Genomic DNA, 20,488 nt, shown 5'->3' with positions numbered 1-20,488 from the left:
GGCAGCAGCGCAGACTCGCGCATGCTATGCGCTGCTTACCGGCTCACCACCTCTTCCAGGCGCAGCCGCCGCTCAATGGCCGCCGTGGCTTTTTCGAGAATATTAAAGGCATTTTTAGCCATCGTGTTCTCATTATCGAGCGTGGGGTTGATTTCGACCATCTCAAAGCAGATAACCCGCTCGTTTTCGAGCAGGTCCTGGCACAGGTTTTCGGCTTCCGACAGGTAAAGGCCCTTCTCAACCGGCGTACCGGTGCCCTTGCTGAACTCCGAATCGAGGCTATCGACATCAAAGGAAATGTACACCAGGTCGCAGAAGCGCAGGTGCTCATAAATCTCGCGCACCAGTCGGCGCGAGCCTTTGGCTTGAATTTCGGGCAGCTTTATCCACTTGATATTCAGACGCTCGATAACGGCGTTTTCTTCTTCCTCAGTATCGCGCACGGCTACGTACACCAGGTGCTCGGGGCGCAGCTTGGGGCCGGGCTCGGCCAGATTTTGTAGCCGCTGCCAGAAAAACTCGGTTTCGGCGTCGGGCTGGTTGCGCTGGCAGGGCCGGTTATCCTCGTTGAGGGCCGCCGCCAGGGGCATGCCGTGCACGTTGCCGCTGGGCGTAGTGTAGGGCGAGTGAATATCGGCGTGCGCATCTATCCAGATAACCCCCAGCGTTTTATGCGGGTACGCCGCCTTGATGCCGGCAATAGTGGCGTTGGCGCTGCTGTGGTCGCCGGCCAGCACCAGCGGAAACTCGCCGAAGCGCAGCGTCTGCTCCACGGCGCTGGCAATGCCTTTCTGCACTGTGTAGATGGAATCTATGTGCTTGGCATAGGCAAAGTGGTTTTTCTCAAACAGCACGTGGTTGAGGTCCGGCGTGACGACCGAGTTGTAGCGCCGGAAATAGTCGGAGCCTTTGTTGAGGCAGGCTACGCGCAGGGCATCGGGGCCCAGGCTGGCGCCCCGCGTGCCGGCGCCCAGCTCGGAGCGGACTTCAATAAGCTTGATGCGTTTCATCGGGTGGGAAATGGAAAGCGAATAAAACGGGCTGCATCGTGACGCCCGCCGCCCCGAGGGGCCGCTGGCGCGCGCTGCCTTGCGACGAAGAATCGCCGTAGCCATGTCGCTTCCTTTCACCGGAGTCCGATGCGTGCGGGCCGGTCGTTTCCGGCCCCCGGCGGTACTTTTGACCTGCCCGCCGCAAAGGTCGGGATTATTTGCCGTTTTTCCGCCTCGATGGATACCTATCACGACCTGATTTCCCAGACTTTCGATTTTCCTACGGCCGATTTTACGGTGCAAGCCAATGAGCTGCGCTTCCATGATATCGACCTTATGGCTTTAGTAGCAAAACACGGCACGCCGCTACGCCTCACCTACCTGCCCAAAATCAGCTCCCAGATTCAGCGGGCCAAGCAGTGGTTTGCCGATGGCATTGCCCAGACTGGCTACACGGGCTCGTATTCGTACGCCTACTGCACCAAGTCGTCGCACTTCCGCTTCGTGCTCGACGAGGCGCTGAAGAACGACGTACACCTCGAAACCTCGTCGTGGTTCGACATCAGCATTATCCGCTCGCTGTTTGAGCACGGCAAGTTTGGCAAGGATAAGTACATCATCTGCAACGGGTTCAAGACCGAAGAATACAAGGCGGCTATCTCCGACCTCATCAACGATGGGTTTGTGAACTGCCTGCCCATTCTCGACTCGCCCAACGAAATCGACTACTACCACGCGCACGTCAACACCAAAACCAACCTGGGTTTGCGCCTGGCGTCGGATGAGGAGCCACGCTTTCAGTTCTACACCTCGCGCCTGGGCATCCGCTACGCCGACGCGGTGCCGCTCTACAAGCAGAAAATCAAGAGCGACCCGCGCTTTGAGCTAACGATGCTGCACTACTTCATCAGCACGGGCATCAAGGACACGTCGTACTACTGGTCGGAGCTGAGCCGCTTTATTCACAAATACTGTGAGTTGCGCAAAATCTGCCCTACGCTCCAGACCATCGACATCGGCGGCGGGCTGCCCATCCAGACTTCCATTCAGCTGGAGTACGACTACCCGTACATGATTGCCGAAATTCTGCGCACCATTCAGCGCATCTGCGCCGAAGAAGGTGTGCCGGAGCCGAACATCTTCACCGAGTTCGGCATCTTCACGGTGGGTGAAAGCGGGGCTACGATTTACTCGATTCTGGATGAAAAGCTCCAGAATGACAAGGAGCTGTGGTACATGATTGACGGCTCATTCATCACCAACCTCCCCGATACCTGGGCCCTGAACCAGCGCTTTATCATGCTGGCGCTCAACGGCTGGAACCGCCCTTACCGCAAAATTCAGCTCGGCGGCCTCACCTGCGACTCGCAGGACTACTACAACTCCGAAAAGCACATCTACCAGACCTTCCTGCCGCAGCTGCAACCCGCTCGCAATCAGCCGGCTACCGCCGAGCCCATCTACGTGGGCTTCTTCCACACCGGCGCCTACCAGGAAAGCTTGAGCGGCTACGGCGGCATCAAGCACTGCCTGATTCCGGCGCCCAAGCACGTCATCCTGGACCGCGCCGCCGATGGCACGCTCACCGATACCGTCTTCGCGCCCAAACAGGAAGCGGCCAGTATGCTGAAAATTCTGGGCTATACCGCATCATAAATCAAGCGTTTAGGAAGTTGCCCAGGCTGAAAAGTACTATTTTTAGAAAACTTGCCTGGGCCTACCTGGCAACCGCCCGCCACTCGTATCTTTGAAGCCTAACTGCGTCTTCGTCAACTACTACCTTTTTATGAAAAAGCTCCTTATCCTCGCCGTTGGGGCCGCCACCCTCGGCCTCGGCGCCTGCAACCGCCAGACCTGCCCCGCCTACACCTCGGCCAAATCGGCCGCCGCGCCGGTTACGGCCAGTACCGCCACGGCGGTCGAGCGCCAGTAGCTTTCAGCTGCGTTTTTTACGAAGAGCGCCCGGTCTGCACGTATGTGCGGGCCGGGCGCTTTTAATTATATTCTCATTGAATAGCTTTGTTGGCATGTCAACCATTATTTCGCGGCTGCTCCAAATTGCGCTTGCTGGATTTCTGTGCGTTAGCTACGCTTTGCCAGCCTATGCTCAGCAAATGCCTAAACGTACGTTGTCCGAACTTATTAATAAACAAGAGCCTGGCTGGGAGTTGGTAATTGACTGGATTAAGCACGCTAAGAACAAGGTTCAGATTTTACCAAAAACACCAGCCCGTGCGGATAGCGCTTTGCTCGCTGCCCAGGTTACTACCAGGTCACCGATGGGCGCTATCGTTTATGAGACGGGCGGTATTCTGGTGGATAATGGTTGGCTCCGCATTCTGGGTTCCGGTTGCCCAGCTATGGACCGCGACCTGATGGGCTGGAACAAAAACAAACAGCAAGGATTTTTGCTGGTTGCTGACGATGTGTTGGGCGGCTTCTACGCTATCAATGGCGGTGCTTTCGGCCCGGAATCTATCGGAAAAATATTTTACTTCGCGCCGGATAGTCTGCGGTGGGAAGCTACCAATAAAACCTACTCCGACTTTTTGATTTTCTGCTTTTCCGGCGACTTAGCCAGCTATTATAAAAATCTGCGCTGGAAAGGCTGGGAGCAGGAAACACCTAATATAACTGGTAACCAAGGATTTACCTGCTATCCTTTTCTATTTACCAAAGAAGGAAAGAACGTAGCTAAGGACAAGCGAGGCGTAGTGCCTATTGCTGAGCTATGGACCTTCGGCCAGGATATGCAACGTCAATTAGACCACTGAATTTGGCTAGCCTTAGCACACATTGTTTTTCCCCAGTGCTGCAACTGCTTTAATAACTTGTCGACCACTATGGTAGCGCGGGTGGCGCTTTGATGCAGTTTTACGCCCGAGCTATACCTGTGTGCAGGCCGGGCGCTTTTAAATTGAGCGTGTAACTTGATAAAGTATGGCTGACCTCCACGCAACTTTCAACGATTTAATAAGAACTGTGCTATGGCCTGGATTTAAAGCAATGGGCTATAAAAAATCGGGGAATAATTTTCGCTATTACAATTCCGAAGGATGGGGTAAAATTGTACAGTTTCAAAAGTCTCAGTACAATTCGGTTGCTGAATTATCTTTTACGGTTAACGTAGGCCTTTACCTACCGGAAGTTGAATATTGGTTATGTAGCCGAGACACGGGACCAAAGTTTCAAGAGCCAGCTTGTGTAGTACGTAAGCGCATTGGCCGACTCGCTGACAAGCAAAGCGATAATTGGTTTAGGCTAACGCCTGGCTTAAATACAACAGAACTCTTCGCTCAACTAGTCGATGATTTTAATCAATATGTTCACCCGTACTTAGCAGCAATAAATAGTAAGGTAGATATTTATTCCGTATTGGTCGCAGGTTATCAATCTGATTGTCCTCCTGCCCAGATTCACGCAATGTTTTGCGCTGGTTACCAAGACAGCGCCCTGAAATTATTTAGAAGCGAGCTTGCCCGGTCGAAGCATAATAATGGTTACCGCAATACTTTACGCGCTCTGGCCAAGGAGTTGGAACTACCAGCAGAATTATGGACAGTAGAAATTCAGTAATTTCCTAACGCACGCTATCCTTCCCGCCCCCGTTCAGCTGCTCCAATAGATTATCGGCCGCTACGGTATCCTTGGCCGCCTCGCGGTGGCGCGGCTCGTATTCGGTGTAGCACACGTACTTGCGGTTGATTTTGGAGGGCGGCTTAGGGAAGGGGCCGTAGTCGTAGTTCAGGCTTTTATCCTTGTAAATCGTTTCCATGTAGCGGCCGAAGATGGGCAGCGCCATGCGGCCGCCCTCGCCCTGCTGCGAGCGGAAGAAGTGGATGCTGCGGTCTTCTCCGCCCACCCACACGCCGCTCACGAGGTCCTTGGTGAGGCCCATGTACCAGCCGTCGGAGTAGTTGGAGGTGGTGCCGGTTTTGCCGCCAATCTGGTTGTCTTTGCGCCAGAGGTCCTGGAAGTCCCAGAGGCTCTGCGAGGTACCGCCCGGCTCCTCCATGCCGCCGCGCAGCATGTAGGTCATCAGCCAGGCCGTTTCGGGCGAGATGGCGCGCTTCTGCACGGGGTCGAACTGCTGGATGACGTTGCCGTTGCGGTCCTCGATGCGGGTAATAATGCGCGGCTCGGAGCGGAAGCCGTTGTTGAGAAAGGTAGCGTAGGCGTCCACCATCTCATACACACTCACGTCGCCGGCCGAGCCCAGACCGATGCTGGGCACCGGCAGCAGCGGACTGGTAATGCCCACTTTATGCGCGTAGTCGGCCACCCTGCCCCAGCCTACCTTTTCGGTGAGCTGGGCCGTGACGGAATTTACCGAGCGGGCCATGGCTGAGCGCAGCGTCATATTGATTCCGGTATATTCGCGCGTCACGTTATCGGGCTGCCACTCCATGGGCTTGCCGTTTTCGATGTACTTTATCGTCACGCGCTGGTCGCGGATGCGGTCGCAGGGCGAGTAGCCGTTATCCAGCGCCGTGAGGTACACGAAAGGCTTGAACGTGGAGCCGGCCTGGCGCTTGCCTTGCTTCACGTGGTCGTACTGGAAGAAGCGATAATCCAGTCCGCCTACCCAGGCCTTGATGGAGCCCGTGAAGGGGTCCATCGTCATCATGCCGGCTTGCAGAAAATGCTTGTAATAGGCCAGCGAATCGAGCGGCGACAGTACCAGCGTGGTATCGCCGTCGGTTTTTTTCCAGGTAAATACCTTCATCGGCCGCTTGGCGTGCAGGGCCGAATCGAGGCGGGCGGGCTGGCCGTGGTAGCGGGCGGCCAGGGCCTTGTAGCTCTGGGTGCGCCGCATCTGGGTTTCGATGAAGTCGGGGATTTCGTGGCCTTCCTCATCTACCCACGGGTTCTGGCCCTTGTTGCGCCAGAAGTTATCAAACTGCTGCTGCAGCATTTTCATCCGCTGGTGCACGGCCTGCTCGGCGTGGTCCTGCATGCGCGAGTCGATGGTGGTATAAATGCGCAGGCCATCGCGGTACATGTCGTAGCCGTGGGCCTCGCACCAGTGATTCACGGCCTGGCTGATGGCCCCGCGAAAATACGTATCGGGGCCATCGACGTGCTTTTCAATCTGATAGTCAAGCACAATAGGCTCGGCCTGCAGGGCCTTCACTTCGGCGGGCTTCAGGTCGCCGGCCTGGCCCATACGCTGCAGCACCACATTGCGCCGGTGGCGCGAAGCGGCCGGGTGAAAGCGCGGATTGAAGGCGGTGGGGTTATTCAGCACCCCGATAAGCGTGGCTGCCTGCACGGGCGTCAGACTATCGGGCGTGGTGCTGAAAAACGTCTTGGCCGCTACCTTAATACCGAAGGCGTTGGAGCCGTACTCCACGGTGTTGAGGTACATCCGCAGAATCTCTTCCTTGGTGTAGCGGCGCTCCAGCTCCACGGCCGTAAGCCACTCCTTGGTTTTGGCCACTACCGTGCCCACGCCCGGAATGTGGCTGAGGCCACCCTGGCTTTCGCCGCGCCGGGTTTTGTATAAGTTCTTGGCCAGCTGCTGGCTGATAGTAGAGCCGCCGCGCTTATCGCCCCGCAAACCATAGTAAAAAGTCGATACCAGCGAGGGCGCATCGATGCCCGAATGCTGGTAGTAGCGGGCGTCCTCGGTGGCAATGAGGGCCTTCACCAGCCAGGGCGAAATCTGATTGAGCGGCACCGGCGAGCGGTTTTCGCGGAAGTAGCGGCCGATGAGCACGCCATCGGAAGTGAACACCTCGGATGCCTGCTCCACCTTGGGGTTTTCTAATTCTTCGAGGCTCGGCGACTTGCCAAACAAGAACAGAAAATTGCTGCGCACCAGCAGCGGATACACCAGAAAAAAGCCTGCGCTGATAAAAAAGATGGTCCAGGCAATGCGCACCAGGCGGCGCGTGCCCCGACCGGGGCGCTTACGAGAAGCGCCCGAAGGGCGGGCGGGTAGAGAATCGGGGGCAGCAGGCGGAATAGTTTCGTCGGCCATGAACGGCAAATCAGGGGCAGGGAAAGGCAAAGATACCAGCCAGCCGCAACGCTAAGCCGTGCGCATCAGTGCCCGCCGGCCAATTCGCTCCCGATAGTAGCGGTAGCCGATTTCGAGCAGCCCGGCCAGCGTGCAGGCCAGCCCCAGGCCGTAGCTCCAATCCAGATAACGCAGCTGCCGGGCGGTGGGCGCATCGTAGGCGTGCAGGTACAGGCTCAGGCCCCACAGCTCATCCACAAACGTGAACCCCCAGATGAGGGCGGCCGCCCGCCGCCGCATCCGGCCCAGCACCATCACCCAGCGCGCCAGGTAGAGCACCAGCCCCGGCAGGGCCGCCGGAGCCAGCAGCGGCTGCTGCCAGAGCAGCGGCAGACCCAGCAGCACAATGGTCAGCGTTTCTTTAAACAGCTGCAACGCGCCAATAGCCCGCCCCACCCGGGAAAGGCGCTTGGCAAGGGGCAGGGTGGCGGAAGAGCGGGGCATGGGGCAGGGCGTTGAAGCGCAGGCAAGATACTGGCGAAGCGCGCAGTAGCAAATTTTTGAGCCAACGGGGTAGCCGAAACTCAACTATCCCTAGTTGAACTGAAGTTGCAATTGTTTGACGAATAAACCAGGCAAAAGTTACCTGGTGCCCACAAGCAGGTTTCAAACGTCCCGTTGGTTTTTGTCCTTTTACCAGTTTCGCATAGGATAAAAAATTAGCAGTTTAATTAAATTTAGCGCAAATTTCCGGTCCGGGTACAGTGTGGCCAGCAGCCCGCCCGGTACCCGAATTTGAAAACTACTCTGGTTGCCCGGCGGCCCTTGTGGTAGCAGGGTATTAGGCATGCTTATCTTTTGCGATGCTGCCTGCTGCCTACCGGGTCGAGCGTACCAGCGGCGCCGGCCACTGCCAGGCGCCGACCAGCTCAGTCGGCGGGCCGGCCGCCGGCGCGGCCCCGCCGCGCATGGCCAGCAGGCCGGTGGGCCGCTGCATCTGCTCGACGCGGGCATACTCGTCGGCAATCGCCGCGCAGAAGCTCAGCAGGCCGTAGCCGCCGGCCCGCAGCGTGCGCCGGCTGGTGGCGTACACGACCAGCGCCGTGCCTGCCAGCAGCGCGCGGTAGGCTTGCCGCCAGAGCCAGGCGCTCAGCCGGTTGCGCCAGGGCGACAGCTGCCGGACGGCCAGGCAATGAAAGACGAGGTGCAGCTCCTTATCGAGCAGCATGCGGCGGCAAATCTGCTGCAAAAGCCCCGAGTACGTGGCATTAAACAGGGCGCGGTAATAAACGGTGACTACTACCTCGGCCGTCAATATTACGCGCACCATATGTACCAGCCCCAGCGACCGGCCCAGGCTCCGAAAAACTGCGTGCAGCCAGTTCCTTTCCAGGCGCGGGATGCCTTGCCGGTCCATAAACCGGCCCAGCAGGGCCGCGTGGCCTTCTTCTTCCTGAATGTAAAGCTGCATGGCCGCCGCGTAGTCGGCATCGCCGACCTGCCCGGCCAGAGCGGTAAGGTGGGCGCCACCGGTGCCCTCGCCGCGCTGAAACGTCTGGAGGGAAGCGCGCACGGCCCGCAGCTCGGCCGGGCCGAGCTGGTGCGGGTCGTCCCAGGCCAGGTCGGCAAAGCGACTGCGGTTGGCGTGGAAATAGGTTTTAATGTCGTGGAAAGTCATTTTATTTATTATATTATATATTTTTTTTAATTAATAAAACCATACTGTGCAAACAAGAGCGACAGCGTTGTGCCCACTATGCCAATTAATAGTGCTAGCATTTGAAACAAAGTCAACAAAACCAGCCAACTATTTGCCGCCATTTTAACCATTCTAGGGTCCGCATTTGATAACTTGATTCTAAGCGAACCCCCATCTATTGCCTGCCACCATACCAGCAGATGAGAGGGCCAAAAACTAATAAAGAATAGTGATGCTTCAGTACCAATATTTAGATTCAATGACTTGCATAGAAGACTAAGCAGCATGAAGATGAGTGGCCAGACAATCAGGGCTCCTACCGTCCAGCACATACTATGCAACAGCCACTGAGACAGCGAAAAAGGCTTAAGGAAGGGATTGGGCATCGGGTTTGGCTTGTTAACTTCAGAAAAACGGTTAGCTATCTCAGCAAACTAATACTAAACTACCCTGGCAAGATGCTTCGCAGGCTAAACCTGAACGTTAGCAGGTAATCATGGCAGCACCGGCAGCTTCAGCAGCATCTCCGGCGGGGCGCTGGCGGTGGGCGGCATCGGCCCCACCGCTGGCCTGGCTTTTTCATCAGTGCCGCGCACCTTGCTCAAGATGCCTTCGAGCAGCGGGCGCATGGCGTCGAGGTGGCGGGTTTTGATGACGAAATTCCAGAGTGGCTCAAATTTTTTCCAGCCGCCGGCGTAGGCGAAGTGCTTGAGCTGGTGGCGCAGGGTGTCGTGCACGAGACTGGCCCGAGTGATATTCGTCCAGGAATAGAAGTCGCGGTAAGCCTGGTCGTAGCCGTTTTTGAGCTGGCGCGCAGTGAGGTGTGGCCCCGGCCGGCACACCACCGTGCGGGTGTCATACTCATTCCAGCGACGGTGCAGCAGGCGGCCCTGGGCTTCCATCTGCTGAAAAAGCGCCGTGCCGGGATAGGGCGTGGCAATGTGGAAAGTAGCGGTGGTAATCCCCTGCTTCACTGCCCATTCCACGGTGCGGTCGAACACGCTGGGCCGGTCGTCGAGCCCAAACACGAAGCTGCCGTTCACCATAATGCCCAGGTCGTGCAGCCGGCGGATAGCCGCCGCGTAGTCGCGCCCCAGGTTTTGGGGCTTGTTGCTCGCTTTCAGATTCGCCGGGCTCAGCGTCTCAAAGCCCACGAACAAGCTGCGCAAACCTGCCTGCGCCGCCTTTTCCAGCAAGCCATTGTCGCGCAGAATGCTATCGACGGTGGCTGCGCCCTGAAACAGCCGGCCCAGGCCGCGCATTCCCTCGAAGAGGCCGGCCGCGAAGCGCACGTTACCCAGCAGGTGGTCGTCGAGAAAGTAGAGGTGGCGGCCGGGCAGGCGGTTTATCTCGGCCAGCGCGTCGTCCACGGTCTGGGTATAAAACGACTTGCCACCGGCAAAAAAGGCATCCTTATAGCAAAAATCGCAGTGGTGCGGGCAGCCGCGCGTCACCACAAGCGAGTTGGGCACGAGGTAGCGCTCGCGCTTGATGAGGTCGCGCCGAATGGGCGGCACGCCCACCAGCGTGCGCCCCGCTCCCGATACGTAGCGCGGCCGGGCACGGCCGGCCCGCCAGTCGGCCAGAAACGCCGGGAACGTCTCCTCGCCCGGCCCCAGAAAAATACTATCGGCGTGGGGCGCGGCCTCGTCGGGCAGGCTCGTTACGTGCAAGCCGCCCAGGCACACGTAGGCACCCCGGGCGCGGTAGTGGTCGGCCAGCGCGTAGGCCCGGTACGCGTTGGTGATGTACACCTGGATGACGACCAGGTCGGGCGCATCGTCGAGGCGCAGCGGCTCGACGTGCTCGTCCTGCATATCCACGGCCCAGTCGGGCGGCAGGTAAGCAGCCAGCGTGGCCAGCCCCAGCGGCGGAAACAGCGAGTACTTGATGGGCCGCCAGTACGGGTTGGTGGCCTCGGTGAGCGCGGGCAGAATAAGCTTGACTTTCATGGCAATAGCGAAAAAAACTTACTTCCGGGCCAGGTCGGCTGCTCCGGCAGGTGGCCCAAGGTGAGCGGTCAGCTCCTTGTAGGCCTGCCCGGCCGCGATGGTCCGGCTCTGCCAGTTCCGGGCCGGGTACCCGGCCCGGAACCCGGCCAGGCGGGCACGGAGCAGCCGCTGCGCGGCGGCCGGGCTCACGGGCCGGAAAACGCCGTACTCGTCTTCCACAACCAGCTCTTTGGCCTGGCTAATCAGCTGTGCGCGGGCGGCCAGCACCGGCAGCACGCGGGGCGGCATATTCAGCAAAAACCCTATATCCAGGCGCGAAAAGCGGGCTTGCAGGTTGTAGTCGGCAATCCAGCTTTCCCAGTTGCCGGCCGCCAGTAGCAGCATTACCGCATAAGCCGCCCACGAATTGAGGCGCACGAGGCTGAAGGCCGAGCGGCGCTGCCAGATTTTGAGCAGCAGCGTGCCCAGTCCGAATACCGTGAGCAGCAGAAAGGCATACACCCCGATACGCTTGTAAGCCAGCCCGGTATAGCTGATATAGTAGTAATTGCGCAGCGCTACCGACCCGGCCAGTACCACGTTTTGCACCACCCACAGCGTAGCGCCCCAGCGCAGCAGCGGCAGGCCCGGCTGGTAGAAATTCAGGTTGCGCCGGAAAAACCACAGCATAATGCCCGCCGCCAGCAGAATACTAAAAATCAGCACGTAAGTGCCCTCGTGCACAAACTGTGTGAGGTCGAAGCCCGTCGCGGGCACGAAGCCAAACCACAGCCAGCGGATATCTACCACGTTCACTACCAGTAGCAGGCCATTGAGCAGGCCAAAGCTCACCACGGCCGCCAGCCACTCCTTGCGCAGGTCGGGCAGCCGCCGGGTAGTGAGCCCAAAATCGGGCCGCCGCACGCCCAGCGAGGCCACCCGGTCGCGCTGACGCCGCACAAACTCCCCAAAACGGGCCTCCCGGTCGCTCAGAGTATGCACGGGCACCGTTACCAGCGCGCCCGCCGCCCCCACCCCACACAGCACCAGAAAAAGCAGGTGCGGCACCGAGATAGTATCCAATAGCCGCGCCAGCCAGTGGGCTGCTACTGCCCACAAGCGGGCCGAAAGCGCGCCATACTGCGGATTTGCCACCGCAAATAAGACCTGAAATATTCCCAGCGCCAGCAGTGGTACCAGCAGCAGGCGCCCATAAAACCACGCGCGCCGCAGCTGTGGCCCTACCTGGCCGGGCGCTCGCACGCTGCCCAGCACCGCCGCCACGGCCGGCAGCACGCCCAGGGCCGCCGTGAGCACCGCCGAGGCCACCAGCTGCAGCGATGGCTGGTTTACCAGCCCCACCAGCAGCAAGCCCGAAGCCAGCGCCGCCAGCAGGGCTGCCCCCGAGCCGTACCAGGCTACCAGCGCCCCGCTCCCTACGCAGCCCAGCGCCGCTACCCAAAACCTCAGCGTGCGCCGTACCGGCGCGTGGCGCGGCAGCACTACCAGGTGTGCTCCCACCAGAAACACCATGTAAGCCAGCACATTCATCCCGGTCGACTCGTGCCAGAACAAATAATCGCTCAGCACGGTGGCCGAAGCCAGCAGGCTGCTTAGCAGCACGGAGAGCCGGAAAGCCGGCGCGGCGGCGGGGGCTTTCGCGCCCCAGGGAATGGATGGGTTCATGTTGAAAGAACTTTGTTAGGCAAAGTATAAATGGGTAAAAAAACCGCTTGTAGCGGACTGATTTGTTGGGGCTGAATACGTAAGCTTCTTAACATTACTGCTTATCAGTGCGGCGCTATCCGCGCAGCAGCTTCTCCAGCGCGGCCAAATGCTCCTGAAAGGCTTGCTTACCCGCTGCCGTGGCGGTGTAGGTGGTATTCGGTTTTTTCCCAATAAACTGCTTGCTAACCAGCACATAGCCTGCTTTTTCGAGGGCCGAAACGTGCGAGGCCAGGTTGCCATCGGTGAGGTCGAGGCTTTCTTTTAAGTCATTGAAGCTCACCAGTTCGTTGGCCAACAGCACCGCCATTACGCCGAGGCGTACCCGGTGGTCAAAAGCTTTGTTGAGAGTGTGGATGGCGTACTTCACTAGTCGGTAAAGTTCGCCCGGCTTGGGCGCTCATAACGAGTATACAGCAGCAGGCCATAGAAGATGTGCCCCAGGCCAAAGCCCAGCCCGAACAGCAGCAGGCCATGCTCGGGCAGCAGCACGGCCACCAGGCCCAGGCCTACTTGCCAAAGGCCCAGGTATTTAATTTCATCGAGGGTGTATTTGCTGCCGTTGAGCAAAGCCAGTCCGTAGAATACCAGCATGCCGGGGATTACCAGCTCAGGGGCGCCCGTAAGGTAGAGTTTGAGGCAGAAAAGCCCGCCTGCGGCCAGCGGAATGAGCAGGGCGGCCAGCAGGCGTCGGGCGGGGGCCGTCCAGAGTGAGCGCAGTCCCTCGCGTCGGGTGCGGCGTAATGTAAAAAACGCGGCTACCAGCAGCGCCGCGCCTATCATCGCCAACGATAGCCCCAGCAGGAATGGAAGCATCTGCCAGCGCTCGCTTACGGTACTCTGGGCCAGTTCGCGGTAGTTGTGTTGCAGCGCCTGAATGGTCAGGTAATAATTGCCCACGGCTGTGCCCACCAGCGCCACCACGCCCGCTCCTACCCCACTCAAGCCGCTCAGCGACAGAAAGCGCGAGCTGCGTTCCATAATGGCGCGAATCTCAGTAAGCTGAGCCAGGGGGTCTTGGGCGGCGGGCTTCATGCAAGCGATTGAAGTACTTTGTGACGCAAAGCTAGTATATTCGGGCCATATAGTCAGGCTACGGCTTTATTTTTTTCTTAAAATTGCTTGCAGCTTATTTCTGGCCGGTGGCATTCCAAACTTTACAGAGTTTGGTACATGTTTTGGCTAAGCGCTGGCACCTGGCCGCCGCAGGGGTTACTACCTGTGCTAGCTGGGTTGCCTGGCACTTCCTTTGTTGCTCTCCGACTTCTTTTTTACTTATGACTAATCGTTTTCTGCTCGCCCTGCTTGTGCTTGGCAGCTTTGCACAGGCAGCTGTGGCCCAAACTATTACCATTCCTGGCCTGGGCGGCTTTAAGCTGCCGAGCACCAAAAAAACCACGACTACCACCACTACTACCACCACAACCGGCGTGAGTGGCCTCACCAATACGGAAGCGGCCAACGGGCTGAAAGAAGCATTGATTCAGGGTATTTCGAAGGGCTCGGACCAGGCTTCGCAGACTGACGGCTTCAACCTGAATAAGCTCATTCATATTCCCTTCCCGCCCGATGCGCAGAAGGTAGCCACTACCCTGCGCAGCATCGGGCTGGGTAGCCAGGTCGATAAGTTTGAGCTGTCGCTGAACCGGGGCGCGGAAGATGCGGCCAAGAGCGCCAAGCCGATATTTATTAACGCCATTAAGCAGCTGACTTTCACTGATGTGTGGAATATCCTGACTGGCCAGAAAGATGCGGCTACTCAATACCTCAAGCGCACCACTACCTCGCAGCTCACCACGGCCTTTATGCCCATCATGCAGCAAAGCCTTGATAAAGTGGAAGCTACCCGGTATTATTCCACCCTTACCACTACCTACAACAAGCTGCCGCTCGTAACGCCGGTGCAAACCGACCTCAACCAATATGCTACCGGCAAGGCCATTGATGGGTTGTTTACGCTTATTGCTCAGGAGGAAGCGGATATCCGCACCAATCCGGTGGCCCGCACTACCTCGCTGCTGAAGAAGGTATTCGGAATAGGCGGTAATTAAGAGACAAGCTGGCCGACTGGCGAAATCGGGCTATTGGGCGGCGTGAATGCCACCCGATAGCCCGATTTTTTCGTTTATTCTTATCTGCCAGCAGGCTATCCGCCGTAAGTGCTTTTTTGTGAAGCTACGCCTACGTTTATTCGAGTTTGAGGACCTGCCGTGGTTTCCGGCCGTTATTCGGGCGGGGCAGATGGACTACCTGCGCTTTATGATATCGGGGCTGGGCACTTACCGCCCGGTGGCCCCGCTACTGGCCGAGGGCCTGCGTCGCACTGGCCAAACCCAGCTGCTGGAGCTGGGGGCGGGCGCGGGCGGTGGCACCGAAACCGTGCTGGCCGCCCTGCGCCACCAGCAGCTGCCCAACGTTTCCATCACACTCACCGACCTCTACCCGCAGCCAGCTGCCTGGGCCGATGTGTCGCGGCGCACCAGCGGAGCTATTCAGGGTCATTCGGCACCCGTCGACGCGCTGGCCGTACCCGCTGGGCTATCGGGCTTGCGGGTTATTTTTTCGGCTTTCCATCACTTTGCGCCGCCCCAGGCGCGAGCTCTGCTACGCGATGCCGTGGCGGGCGGCACGGGCATTGGCGTATTTGAGGGGGCGGCCAAAAGCTGGCTCGAAATCGGGCTGGCGCTCACGGTACTGCCGGTGGCGCAGCTGCTGCTCACGCCATTTTTTCGGCCTTTCCGGCTCAGCCGACTGGTGTTCACCTACCTACTGCCACTTATTCCGCTCACTACTATCTGGGATGGCGTGGTTTCTATCCTGCGCATGTACCCTACGGAGGAGCTGCTGGCCCTGGCCCACGAGGCCGACCCGGCCAGACGCTACCACTGGCAGGCCGGGCAGCTGCGCCACTGGTGGGGGCCGCGCGTTACGTTTCTGGTGGGCTGGCCTGCTCATCCCACTACCTAGCCTGCTACCTTCGCCCGATGCTGCCCGCCTACCGCCGAGCTTTTGCGCTGCTGCGCCTGCCGTTTTCGCTGTTTTTGATGCCCGTGTTCTGGTTCGGGCTCAGCGCCTTGCGCGAACCGTTTAGCTGGAGCCGGGCGGCCGCGGTATTTACGATTTTGCACCTGCTGGTGTATCCGGCCTCCAATGGCTACAACTCCTACTACGATAAGGACGAGGGCAGTATTGGTGGCCTGAAAGCACCACCACCCGTGACGCCCGAATTGCTGCACCTGGTGTGGCTATTCGAAACCCTGGCGCTGCTGACGTCGCTGCTAGTAGGCTGGCCCTTTGCAGCAATGGTAATAGTCTATATTCTAATTTCCCGAGCATACAGCTACGAAGGCATTCGCCTCAAGAAATACCCTTTGCTAAGTACTGCCGTAGTGGTTGTATTTCAGGGCGCCTTCACTTTTTTGATGGCCCAGGTGGGTGCGGGCGCTACTTCGGCCCAGCTTTTTGAGCCGACCAACCTACAGCTGGCCCTGGTGAGCACCCTGTTTCTTTGCGGCTCTTATCCGCTCACCCAAATCTATCAGCACCAGGAAGATGCCCGGCGCGGCGACCGCACGCTGAGTTTGCGGCTGGGTATTCGGGGCACGTTTGTATTGGCGGCAGTGGGGCTGCTGGCGGGAGCTCTGCTGCTGGGCTTTACCTACTGGCTACGGGGTGAGCCGCGCAGCCTGCTGTTGTTTTTGCTGGCTACTGGGCCGGTAGTGGCACTGTTTTCGCGCTGGTGCTGGGTAGCGTGGCACGACCCCACCCAGGCCAGCTTTGAGTGGACCATGCGCATGAATAAAGTATCTTCGCTATGTTTGAGCGCGGCCTTTATTACGGTGCTGCTACTGAGCCAATCGCATTAAAAAGCGGCGGGGCAGCTGGCTGGGCGTTTGCTCAAACACCTCACCACGAATAGTAGCGCAGTTTGCAAGTCTAGGGTATAGCGCACTGTAGAGACGCATCTTTGCGTCTTGGCGTTGATTAAACCGCGCAGTTATAGTCGTTCAACTCCGAGACGCAAAGATGCGTCTCTACAGCAGGTCGCAAGCTGCGCCAGAAAGACTATGATGAGGATTAAGAGCCTGCAAGCATGCGGCTTTCTACCCTTTATATATAATAGAAGCAGCTGTTCAATAAAGGAGAATAGCATTAAAACGGGCCAAACCCTACTTCCTTTGCGGAGATAGCGCTTGGCCCGTCTGGCATTATAAAGCTGGCGGCAGCTTAGCCGTTCATCGCCAGCAGGAATTCTTCGTTGTCTTTGGTGCCTTTCATACGGTCTTTCAGGAATTCCATCGCCTCGGTGGCGCTCATGTCGGTCATGAACTTACGCAGCACCCACACGCGGCTCAGCTCGTCGCGGCTCATCAGCAGGTCTTCGCGGCGGGTGCCGGATGCCGGAATGTCGATGGCCGGGAACACGCGCTTATTGGCCAGCTTGCGGTCGAGCTGAAGCTCCATGTTGCCGGTGCCTTTGAATTCTTCGAAGATAACCTCGTCCATCTTGGAGCCAGTTTCGATAAGCGCCGTAGCGATAATCGTCAGGGAGCCAGGTCCTTCGATATTACGGGCTGCGCCAAAGAAGCGCTTGGGCTTTTGCAGCGCCCCGGCATCGATACCCCCTGAGAGGATACGCGAGCTGCTAGGCTGCACCGTGTTGTAGGCCCGCGCCAGGCGGGTAATGGAGTCGAGCAGAATGACGACATCGTGGCCGCATTCCACCAGGCGCCGGGCTTTGTCGAGAGCCAGCTCCGCGATTTTTACGTGGCGGTCGGCCATCTCGTCGAAGGTCGACGACAGCACTTCGGCCTTTACCGAGCGGGCCATGTCGGTTACTTCCTCGGGGCGCTCGTCAATTAGCAGAATAATGAGGTATACCTCGGGGTGATTTTCCGAAATCGCATTGGCAATTTCCTGCAAAAGCACCGTCTTACCCGTTTTGGGCTGGGCTACAATCAGGCCGCGCTGCCCCTTGCCAATGGGGGCAAATAAGTCGAGCACGCGGGTGCTTACCTGCGTAGACTTGGTGCTGAGCTTGAGCTTCTGGTCGGCAAAAAGCGGGGTTAAGTGGTTGAAGGGCACGCGGTCGCGCACTTCTTCCACGGTACGGCCATTGATGCTGTCTACGTTCACGAGGGCAAAATACTTCTCGCTTTCGCGGGGTGGGCGCATGGTGCAGCTTACCGTATCGCCGGCCTTGAGACCAAACTGCCGCACCTGCTGCGGCGACACGTAAATGTCGTCGGGCGAGGTGAGGTAGTTGTAGTAGGGCGAGCGCAGGAAGCCGTAGCCTCCGTCGGCCATCAGCTCCATTGTGCCCGAGCCGGGCACCACCAGGTCGAGCTCAGGGGCGCGGGGCGGGCGCGGGGCCTGCTGCGGGCGCTGGCTTTCTTCGCGGCGTTCCTGAAGCTGGCCATTAGCTGCGACGGGTTGATTACCAGTTGCTTGCTCGGTCACGGGCTGACCATCGCCGCCGGTGCGCTGGCGCTCTTCGCGGCGCTGCTGGCGTTGGGCTTCACGCTGGGCGTAGCGCTCTTCGCGGCTCAGGCGGGGCTGGTCAGTGGCACCCAGGCCATTTACCCGCTGCTCGCGGGGCTGGTCGTTGGGGCGGGGCTCGCGGTTTTCGCGCGGCTCCCGGTTTTCGCGAAACTCGGGTCGGCCCTGGCGCTGATTGTTATCCCGGTTCTCGCGGGGCTCCCGGTTTTCGCGGTCAAAGCGCTGCTCGCGGGTTTCGCGGCGGTCGGGGTAGGTTTCGGCCGTTGGGGTTTCTACGGCGGGCTGCTCGCCATCCGAGCTGCCCTCGGGGGTATCGGTGGTTTCGGCAGCGGCGGGCTGATTAGGGTCGCGGCGGGGCAAGGGCCGGCCGGCCCGGTCAACGCGCTCGCGGCGCTCACGCCGGAGGGGGGCGCTCTCACCGGCCGAGTGCGTTTCGGCCGTCGGATTCGTTTCGGTGGGCGGCACGGTAGCTTCCTCAGCGGCTACCGAGGCCGTAGCCAAAGCTGCCTCATCGGCCGCTACTACTTCAAAGCGAGTAGGTTGAGGCGTTTCAACAACGGCCACATCGGTAAAAGGCTGCTCCGCCATCGGCGCGGCGGGCTGGCGGCGGCCAGCCCCGCCCCGAGTGCCGCGGGTAGGGGCCGCCGGGCGGGCGGGCTCGGCCGGCTGGGCGTCGGCCACCCCGGCATCGGCATCGGCCGGGACGGGAACCGAAGCGGGCTTTTTGCCGGGCAGTTGGTCGGTAGGCAGCACGGCCTGCTGGTCGAGAATTTTATAAATCAAGTCCTGCTTGCTTAGGCGCTTGAAATTGCCAACATTCAGTTGCTCAGCAATTTCCTTAAGGTCGGACAGCAGCCGGTCCTTTAGTTCGTTGAGGGTGTACATAAAGGGGAATAAGAAGAATCAGAGTAGCAGGGGCCGCTGCCCAACGGCTCAGGCAGGCCCCTAAACAGGCCGCGCCCTGCCCACCCGGCCCACAAGCCGGAAAACCAACAACACGGAGCGCTAAAGCGCCACACAACCAACAAAGCGGCGGGCAAACAGACAGGAAATGAGTGAGGTGTAAGGAAGGGCAGCCGGCAGCTCCACCAAAAGCAACCTGATTGAGCCAGCTACGCAGCGGATTAGCCCGGTGAGCCAACCCTGGCCGACCCCGCGGGCCGGCTTGCAGCTGCAATATTAAGACATTACGGGCAAATGGCCAACGGGTTGGTGGTAGGGAGGAATGATTAATGGGGAATTGAGCACAGTAAATTCAGACTCGTTACAAATATTCATAATTTACTATATTATAGCCCTGACTTGACTGAGCAACATTCCTCAGTTGTACTTACGCATTCGTCGGTATTCAAAAACTACCTTTGCCCGCATTATGCTGCAAATTTCCGTTCTTAAAGAGCAGACCGCCCGCGTGCTGGCCGGCCTTGCCAAACGAAACTATCCTACGGCCGAAGCCGATGTGCAAGCCGTGCTCGACCTCGACCAGCGCCGCCGGGCTATTCAAACGCAGCACGACGCGGCGCAGGCCGAAGCCAATGAGCTGGCCCGCCAGATTGGAGGCCTGATGAAAAGCGGCGACCGCGCCGGGGCCGACGCCCTCAAAACCCGCACCGCCGAGCTAAAGGTTCAGATAAAGAGCCATGCCGACGAGCTGGCCGAGGCCGAAAAGCAGCAGACGCAGCTTTTATATAAATTACCTAATATTCCGCAGGAGAGCGTGCCCGCCGGCCGCTCGGCCCATGATAATGAGGTGGTGCGCGAGGGCGGCACCCGGCCCGAGCTGCCCGCCGATGCCCTGCCCCACTGGGAATTAATTAAAAAGTACGATATCATTGACTTTGAGCTGGGTATCAAAATCACGGGTGCGGGCTTTCCGGTGTACAAGGGGCAGGGCGCGCGCCTGCAGCGGGCGCTGATTAACTTTTTCCTGGATGAGGCCCGCGATGCGGGCTACCAGGAAGTGCAGCCCCCCATATTAGTGAACGAGGCCAGCGGCTACGGTACCGGCCAGCTGCCCGATAAGGAAGGCCAGATGTACCACGACGCGGCCGATAACCTGTACCTGATTCCGACTTCGGAGGTGCCGATTACCAACCTCTACCGCGACGAGATTATCCCGGTCGAGAAGCTGCCCATCCGCAACACCGGCTACACGCCCTGTTTCCGGCGCGAGGCCGGCTCGTGGGGGCCGACGTGCGCGGCCTCAACCGCCTGCACCAGTTCGACAAGGTAGAGATTGTGCAGATTACCCAGCCCGAGCACTCCTACGCGGCCCACGAAACGATGGTGGCGCACGTCGAAAGCCTGCTGCAAAAGCTGGAGCTGCCCTACCGCGTGCTGCGCCTGTGCGGCGGCGATATGGGCTTTACCTCCTCGCTCACCTACGACCTGGAAGTGTGGAGCGCGGCCCAGGGCCGCTGGCTCGAAGTATCGTCGGTTTCCAATTTTGAGGCTTTTCAGGCCAACCGCCTCAAGTGTCGCTACAAGACGGAGGGCGGCAAGACCCAGCTGCTGCACACGCTCAACGGCTCGGCGCTGGCCCTGCCGCGCATCGTGGCCGCGCTGCTCGAAAACAACCAGACCCCCGAAGGCATTCGCCTGCCGCAAGTGCTGCACAGCTACTGCGGCTTTTCAAAAATTTCGGCTTAAAGGTTGATAGTTAATTGGTTTTCATTATAAG

General features: G+C 59.0%; 16 protein-coding genes and 1 pseudogene. 8 read left to right on the top strand and 9 right to left on the bottom strand.

Features of this window, described 5'->3' with window-relative positions; translation table 11 throughout:
• Window positions 1–35 precede the first annotated feature (35 nt).
• Complete coding sequence (locus tag F6X24_RS09635; protein ID WP_151087788.1) at window positions 36–1,010, bottom strand: arginase; 975 nt, start codon at window positions 1,008–1,010, stop codon at window positions 36–38.
• Window positions 1,011–1,229: 219 nt separating this feature from the next.
• Here F6X24_RS09635 and F6X24_RS09630 point away from each other — a divergent pair, with 219 nt between their 5' ends.
• The 4 genes from F6X24_RS09630 to F6X24_RS09620 all read left to right on the top strand — a co-directional run bounded on the left by F6X24_RS09630 (window position 1,230) and on the right by F6X24_RS09620 (window position 4,568).
• Window positions 1,230–2,648 carry a type III PLP-dependent enzyme domain-containing protein gene (locus F6X24_RS09630; RefSeq protein ID WP_151087787.1) on the top strand — a complete coding sequence of 473 codons (1,419 nt, stop codon included), beginning with the start codon at window positions 1,230–1,232 and terminating at the stop codon, window positions 2,646–2,648.
• Window positions 2,649–2,778: 130 nt separating this feature from the next.
• A complete protein-coding gene (locus F6X24_RS18960; RefSeq protein WP_191906272.1) occupies window positions 2,779–2,925 on the top strand; it encodes a hypothetical protein in 147 nt (48 codons plus the stop codon).
• Window positions 2,926–3,019: 94 nt separating this feature from the next.
• Complete coding sequence (locus F6X24_RS09625; RefSeq protein WP_229725011.1) at window positions 3,020–3,766, top strand: DUF2625 domain-containing protein; 747 nt, start codon at window positions 3,020–3,022, stop codon at window positions 3,764–3,766.
• Window positions 3,767–3,932: 166 nt separating this feature from the next.
• Window positions 3,933–4,568 (top strand): DUF4304 domain-containing protein, encoded by a 636-nt coding sequence (locus tag F6X24_RS09620; protein ID WP_151087786.1) that lies wholly within the window; start codon window positions 3,933–3,935, stop codon window positions 4,566–4,568.
• Window positions 4,569–4,572: 4 nt separating this feature from the next.
• Here F6X24_RS09620 and F6X24_RS09615 read toward each other — a convergent pair whose 3' ends face one another.
• From F6X24_RS09615 to F6X24_RS09585, 7 genes are all read right to left on the bottom strand, one after another.
• On the bottom strand, window positions 4,573–6,975 hold the full coding sequence (locus F6X24_RS09615) for a transglycosylase domain-containing protein (protein WP_151087785.1): 2,403 nt from the start codon (window positions 6,973–6,975) through the stop codon (window positions 4,573–4,575).
• 51 nt (window positions 6,976–7,026) lie between these two features.
• On the bottom strand, window positions 7,027–7,458 hold the full coding sequence (locus tag F6X24_RS09610) for a hypothetical protein (RefSeq protein ID WP_151087784.1): 432 nt from the start codon (window positions 7,456–7,458) through the stop codon (window positions 7,027–7,029).
• Between the two features lie 373 nt (window positions 7,459–7,831).
• Window positions 7,832–8,632: a ferritin-like domain-containing protein gene (locus tag F6X24_RS09605; RefSeq protein WP_151087783.1), complete on the bottom strand. Its 801-nt coding sequence runs from the start codon at window positions 8,630–8,632 to the stop codon at window positions 7,832–7,834.
• 515 nt (window positions 8,633–9,147) lie between these two features.
• Window positions 9,148–10,605 (bottom strand): B12-binding domain-containing radical SAM protein, encoded by a 1,458-nt coding sequence (locus tag F6X24_RS09600; RefSeq protein WP_151087782.1) that lies wholly within the window; start codon window positions 10,603–10,605, stop codon window positions 9,148–9,150.
• 18 nt (window positions 10,606–10,623) lie between these two features.
• Window positions 10,624–12,270, bottom strand: a complete 1,647-nt coding sequence (locus tag F6X24_RS09595; protein WP_151087781.1) for a DUF4153 domain-containing protein — start codon at window positions 12,268–12,270, stop codon at window positions 10,624–10,626.
• A gap of 115 nt (window positions 12,271–12,385) precedes the next feature.
• A complete protein-coding gene (locus F6X24_RS09590) occupies window positions 12,386–12,679 on the bottom strand; it encodes a winged helix-turn-helix domain-containing protein (protein ID WP_151087780.1) in 294 nt (97 codons plus the stop codon).
• On the bottom strand, window positions 12,679–13,344 hold the full coding sequence (locus F6X24_RS09585) for a hypothetical protein (protein ID WP_151087779.1): 666 nt from the start codon (window positions 13,342–13,344) through the stop codon (window positions 12,679–12,681). The genes F6X24_RS09590 and F6X24_RS09585 overlap by 1 nt, the downstream gene beginning before the upstream one ends.
• Before the next feature lie 242 nt (window positions 13,345–13,586).
• On the opposite strand from F6X24_RS09585, the gene F6X24_RS09580 reads away from it, so the two are divergent.
• The 3 genes from F6X24_RS09580 to F6X24_RS09570 all read left to right on the top strand — a co-directional run bounded on the left by F6X24_RS09580 (window position 13,587) and on the right by F6X24_RS09570 (window position 16,175).
• A complete protein-coding gene (locus tag F6X24_RS09580) occupies window positions 13,587–14,360 on the top strand; it encodes a DUF4197 domain-containing protein (RefSeq protein ID WP_151087778.1) in 774 nt (257 codons plus the stop codon).
• A gap of 118 nt (window positions 14,361–14,478) precedes the next feature.
• Window positions 14,479–15,276, top strand: a complete 798-nt coding sequence (locus F6X24_RS18955) for a class I SAM-dependent methyltransferase (RefSeq protein ID WP_191906271.1) — start codon at window positions 14,479–14,481, stop codon at window positions 15,274–15,276.
• A gap of 17 nt (window positions 15,277–15,293) precedes the next feature.
• Entirely contained in the window at window positions 15,294–16,175 is an 882-nt protein-coding gene (locus F6X24_RS09570; RefSeq protein WP_151087776.1) for a UbiA family prenyltransferase, read from the top strand.
• A 361-nt stretch (window positions 16,176–16,536) separates the two neighbouring features.
• Here F6X24_RS09570 and rho read toward each other — a convergent pair whose 3' ends face one another.
• Window positions 16,537–18,693: a transcription termination factor Rho gene (rho, locus tag F6X24_RS09565; protein WP_151087775.1), complete on the bottom strand. Its 2,157-nt coding sequence runs from the start codon at window positions 18,691–18,693 to the stop codon at window positions 16,537–16,539.
• A 487-nt stretch (window positions 18,694–19,180) separates the two neighbouring features.
• Here rho and serS point away from each other — a divergent pair.
• Window positions 19,181–20,457: pseudogene (serS, locus tag F6X24_RS09560) on the top strand (serine--tRNA ligase).
• Window positions 20,458–20,488 lie beyond the last annotated feature (31 nt).

Source organism: Hymenobacter baengnokdamensis, assembly GCF_008728635.1.
GTDB classification, from domain to species: Bacteria; Bacteroidota; Bacteroidia; order Cytophagales; family Hymenobacteraceae; genus Hymenobacter; species Hymenobacter baengnokdamensis.
The sequence above is the reverse complement of the archived record's forward strand: the minus strand, read 5'-3'. Positions and strand labels throughout refer to the sequence as shown.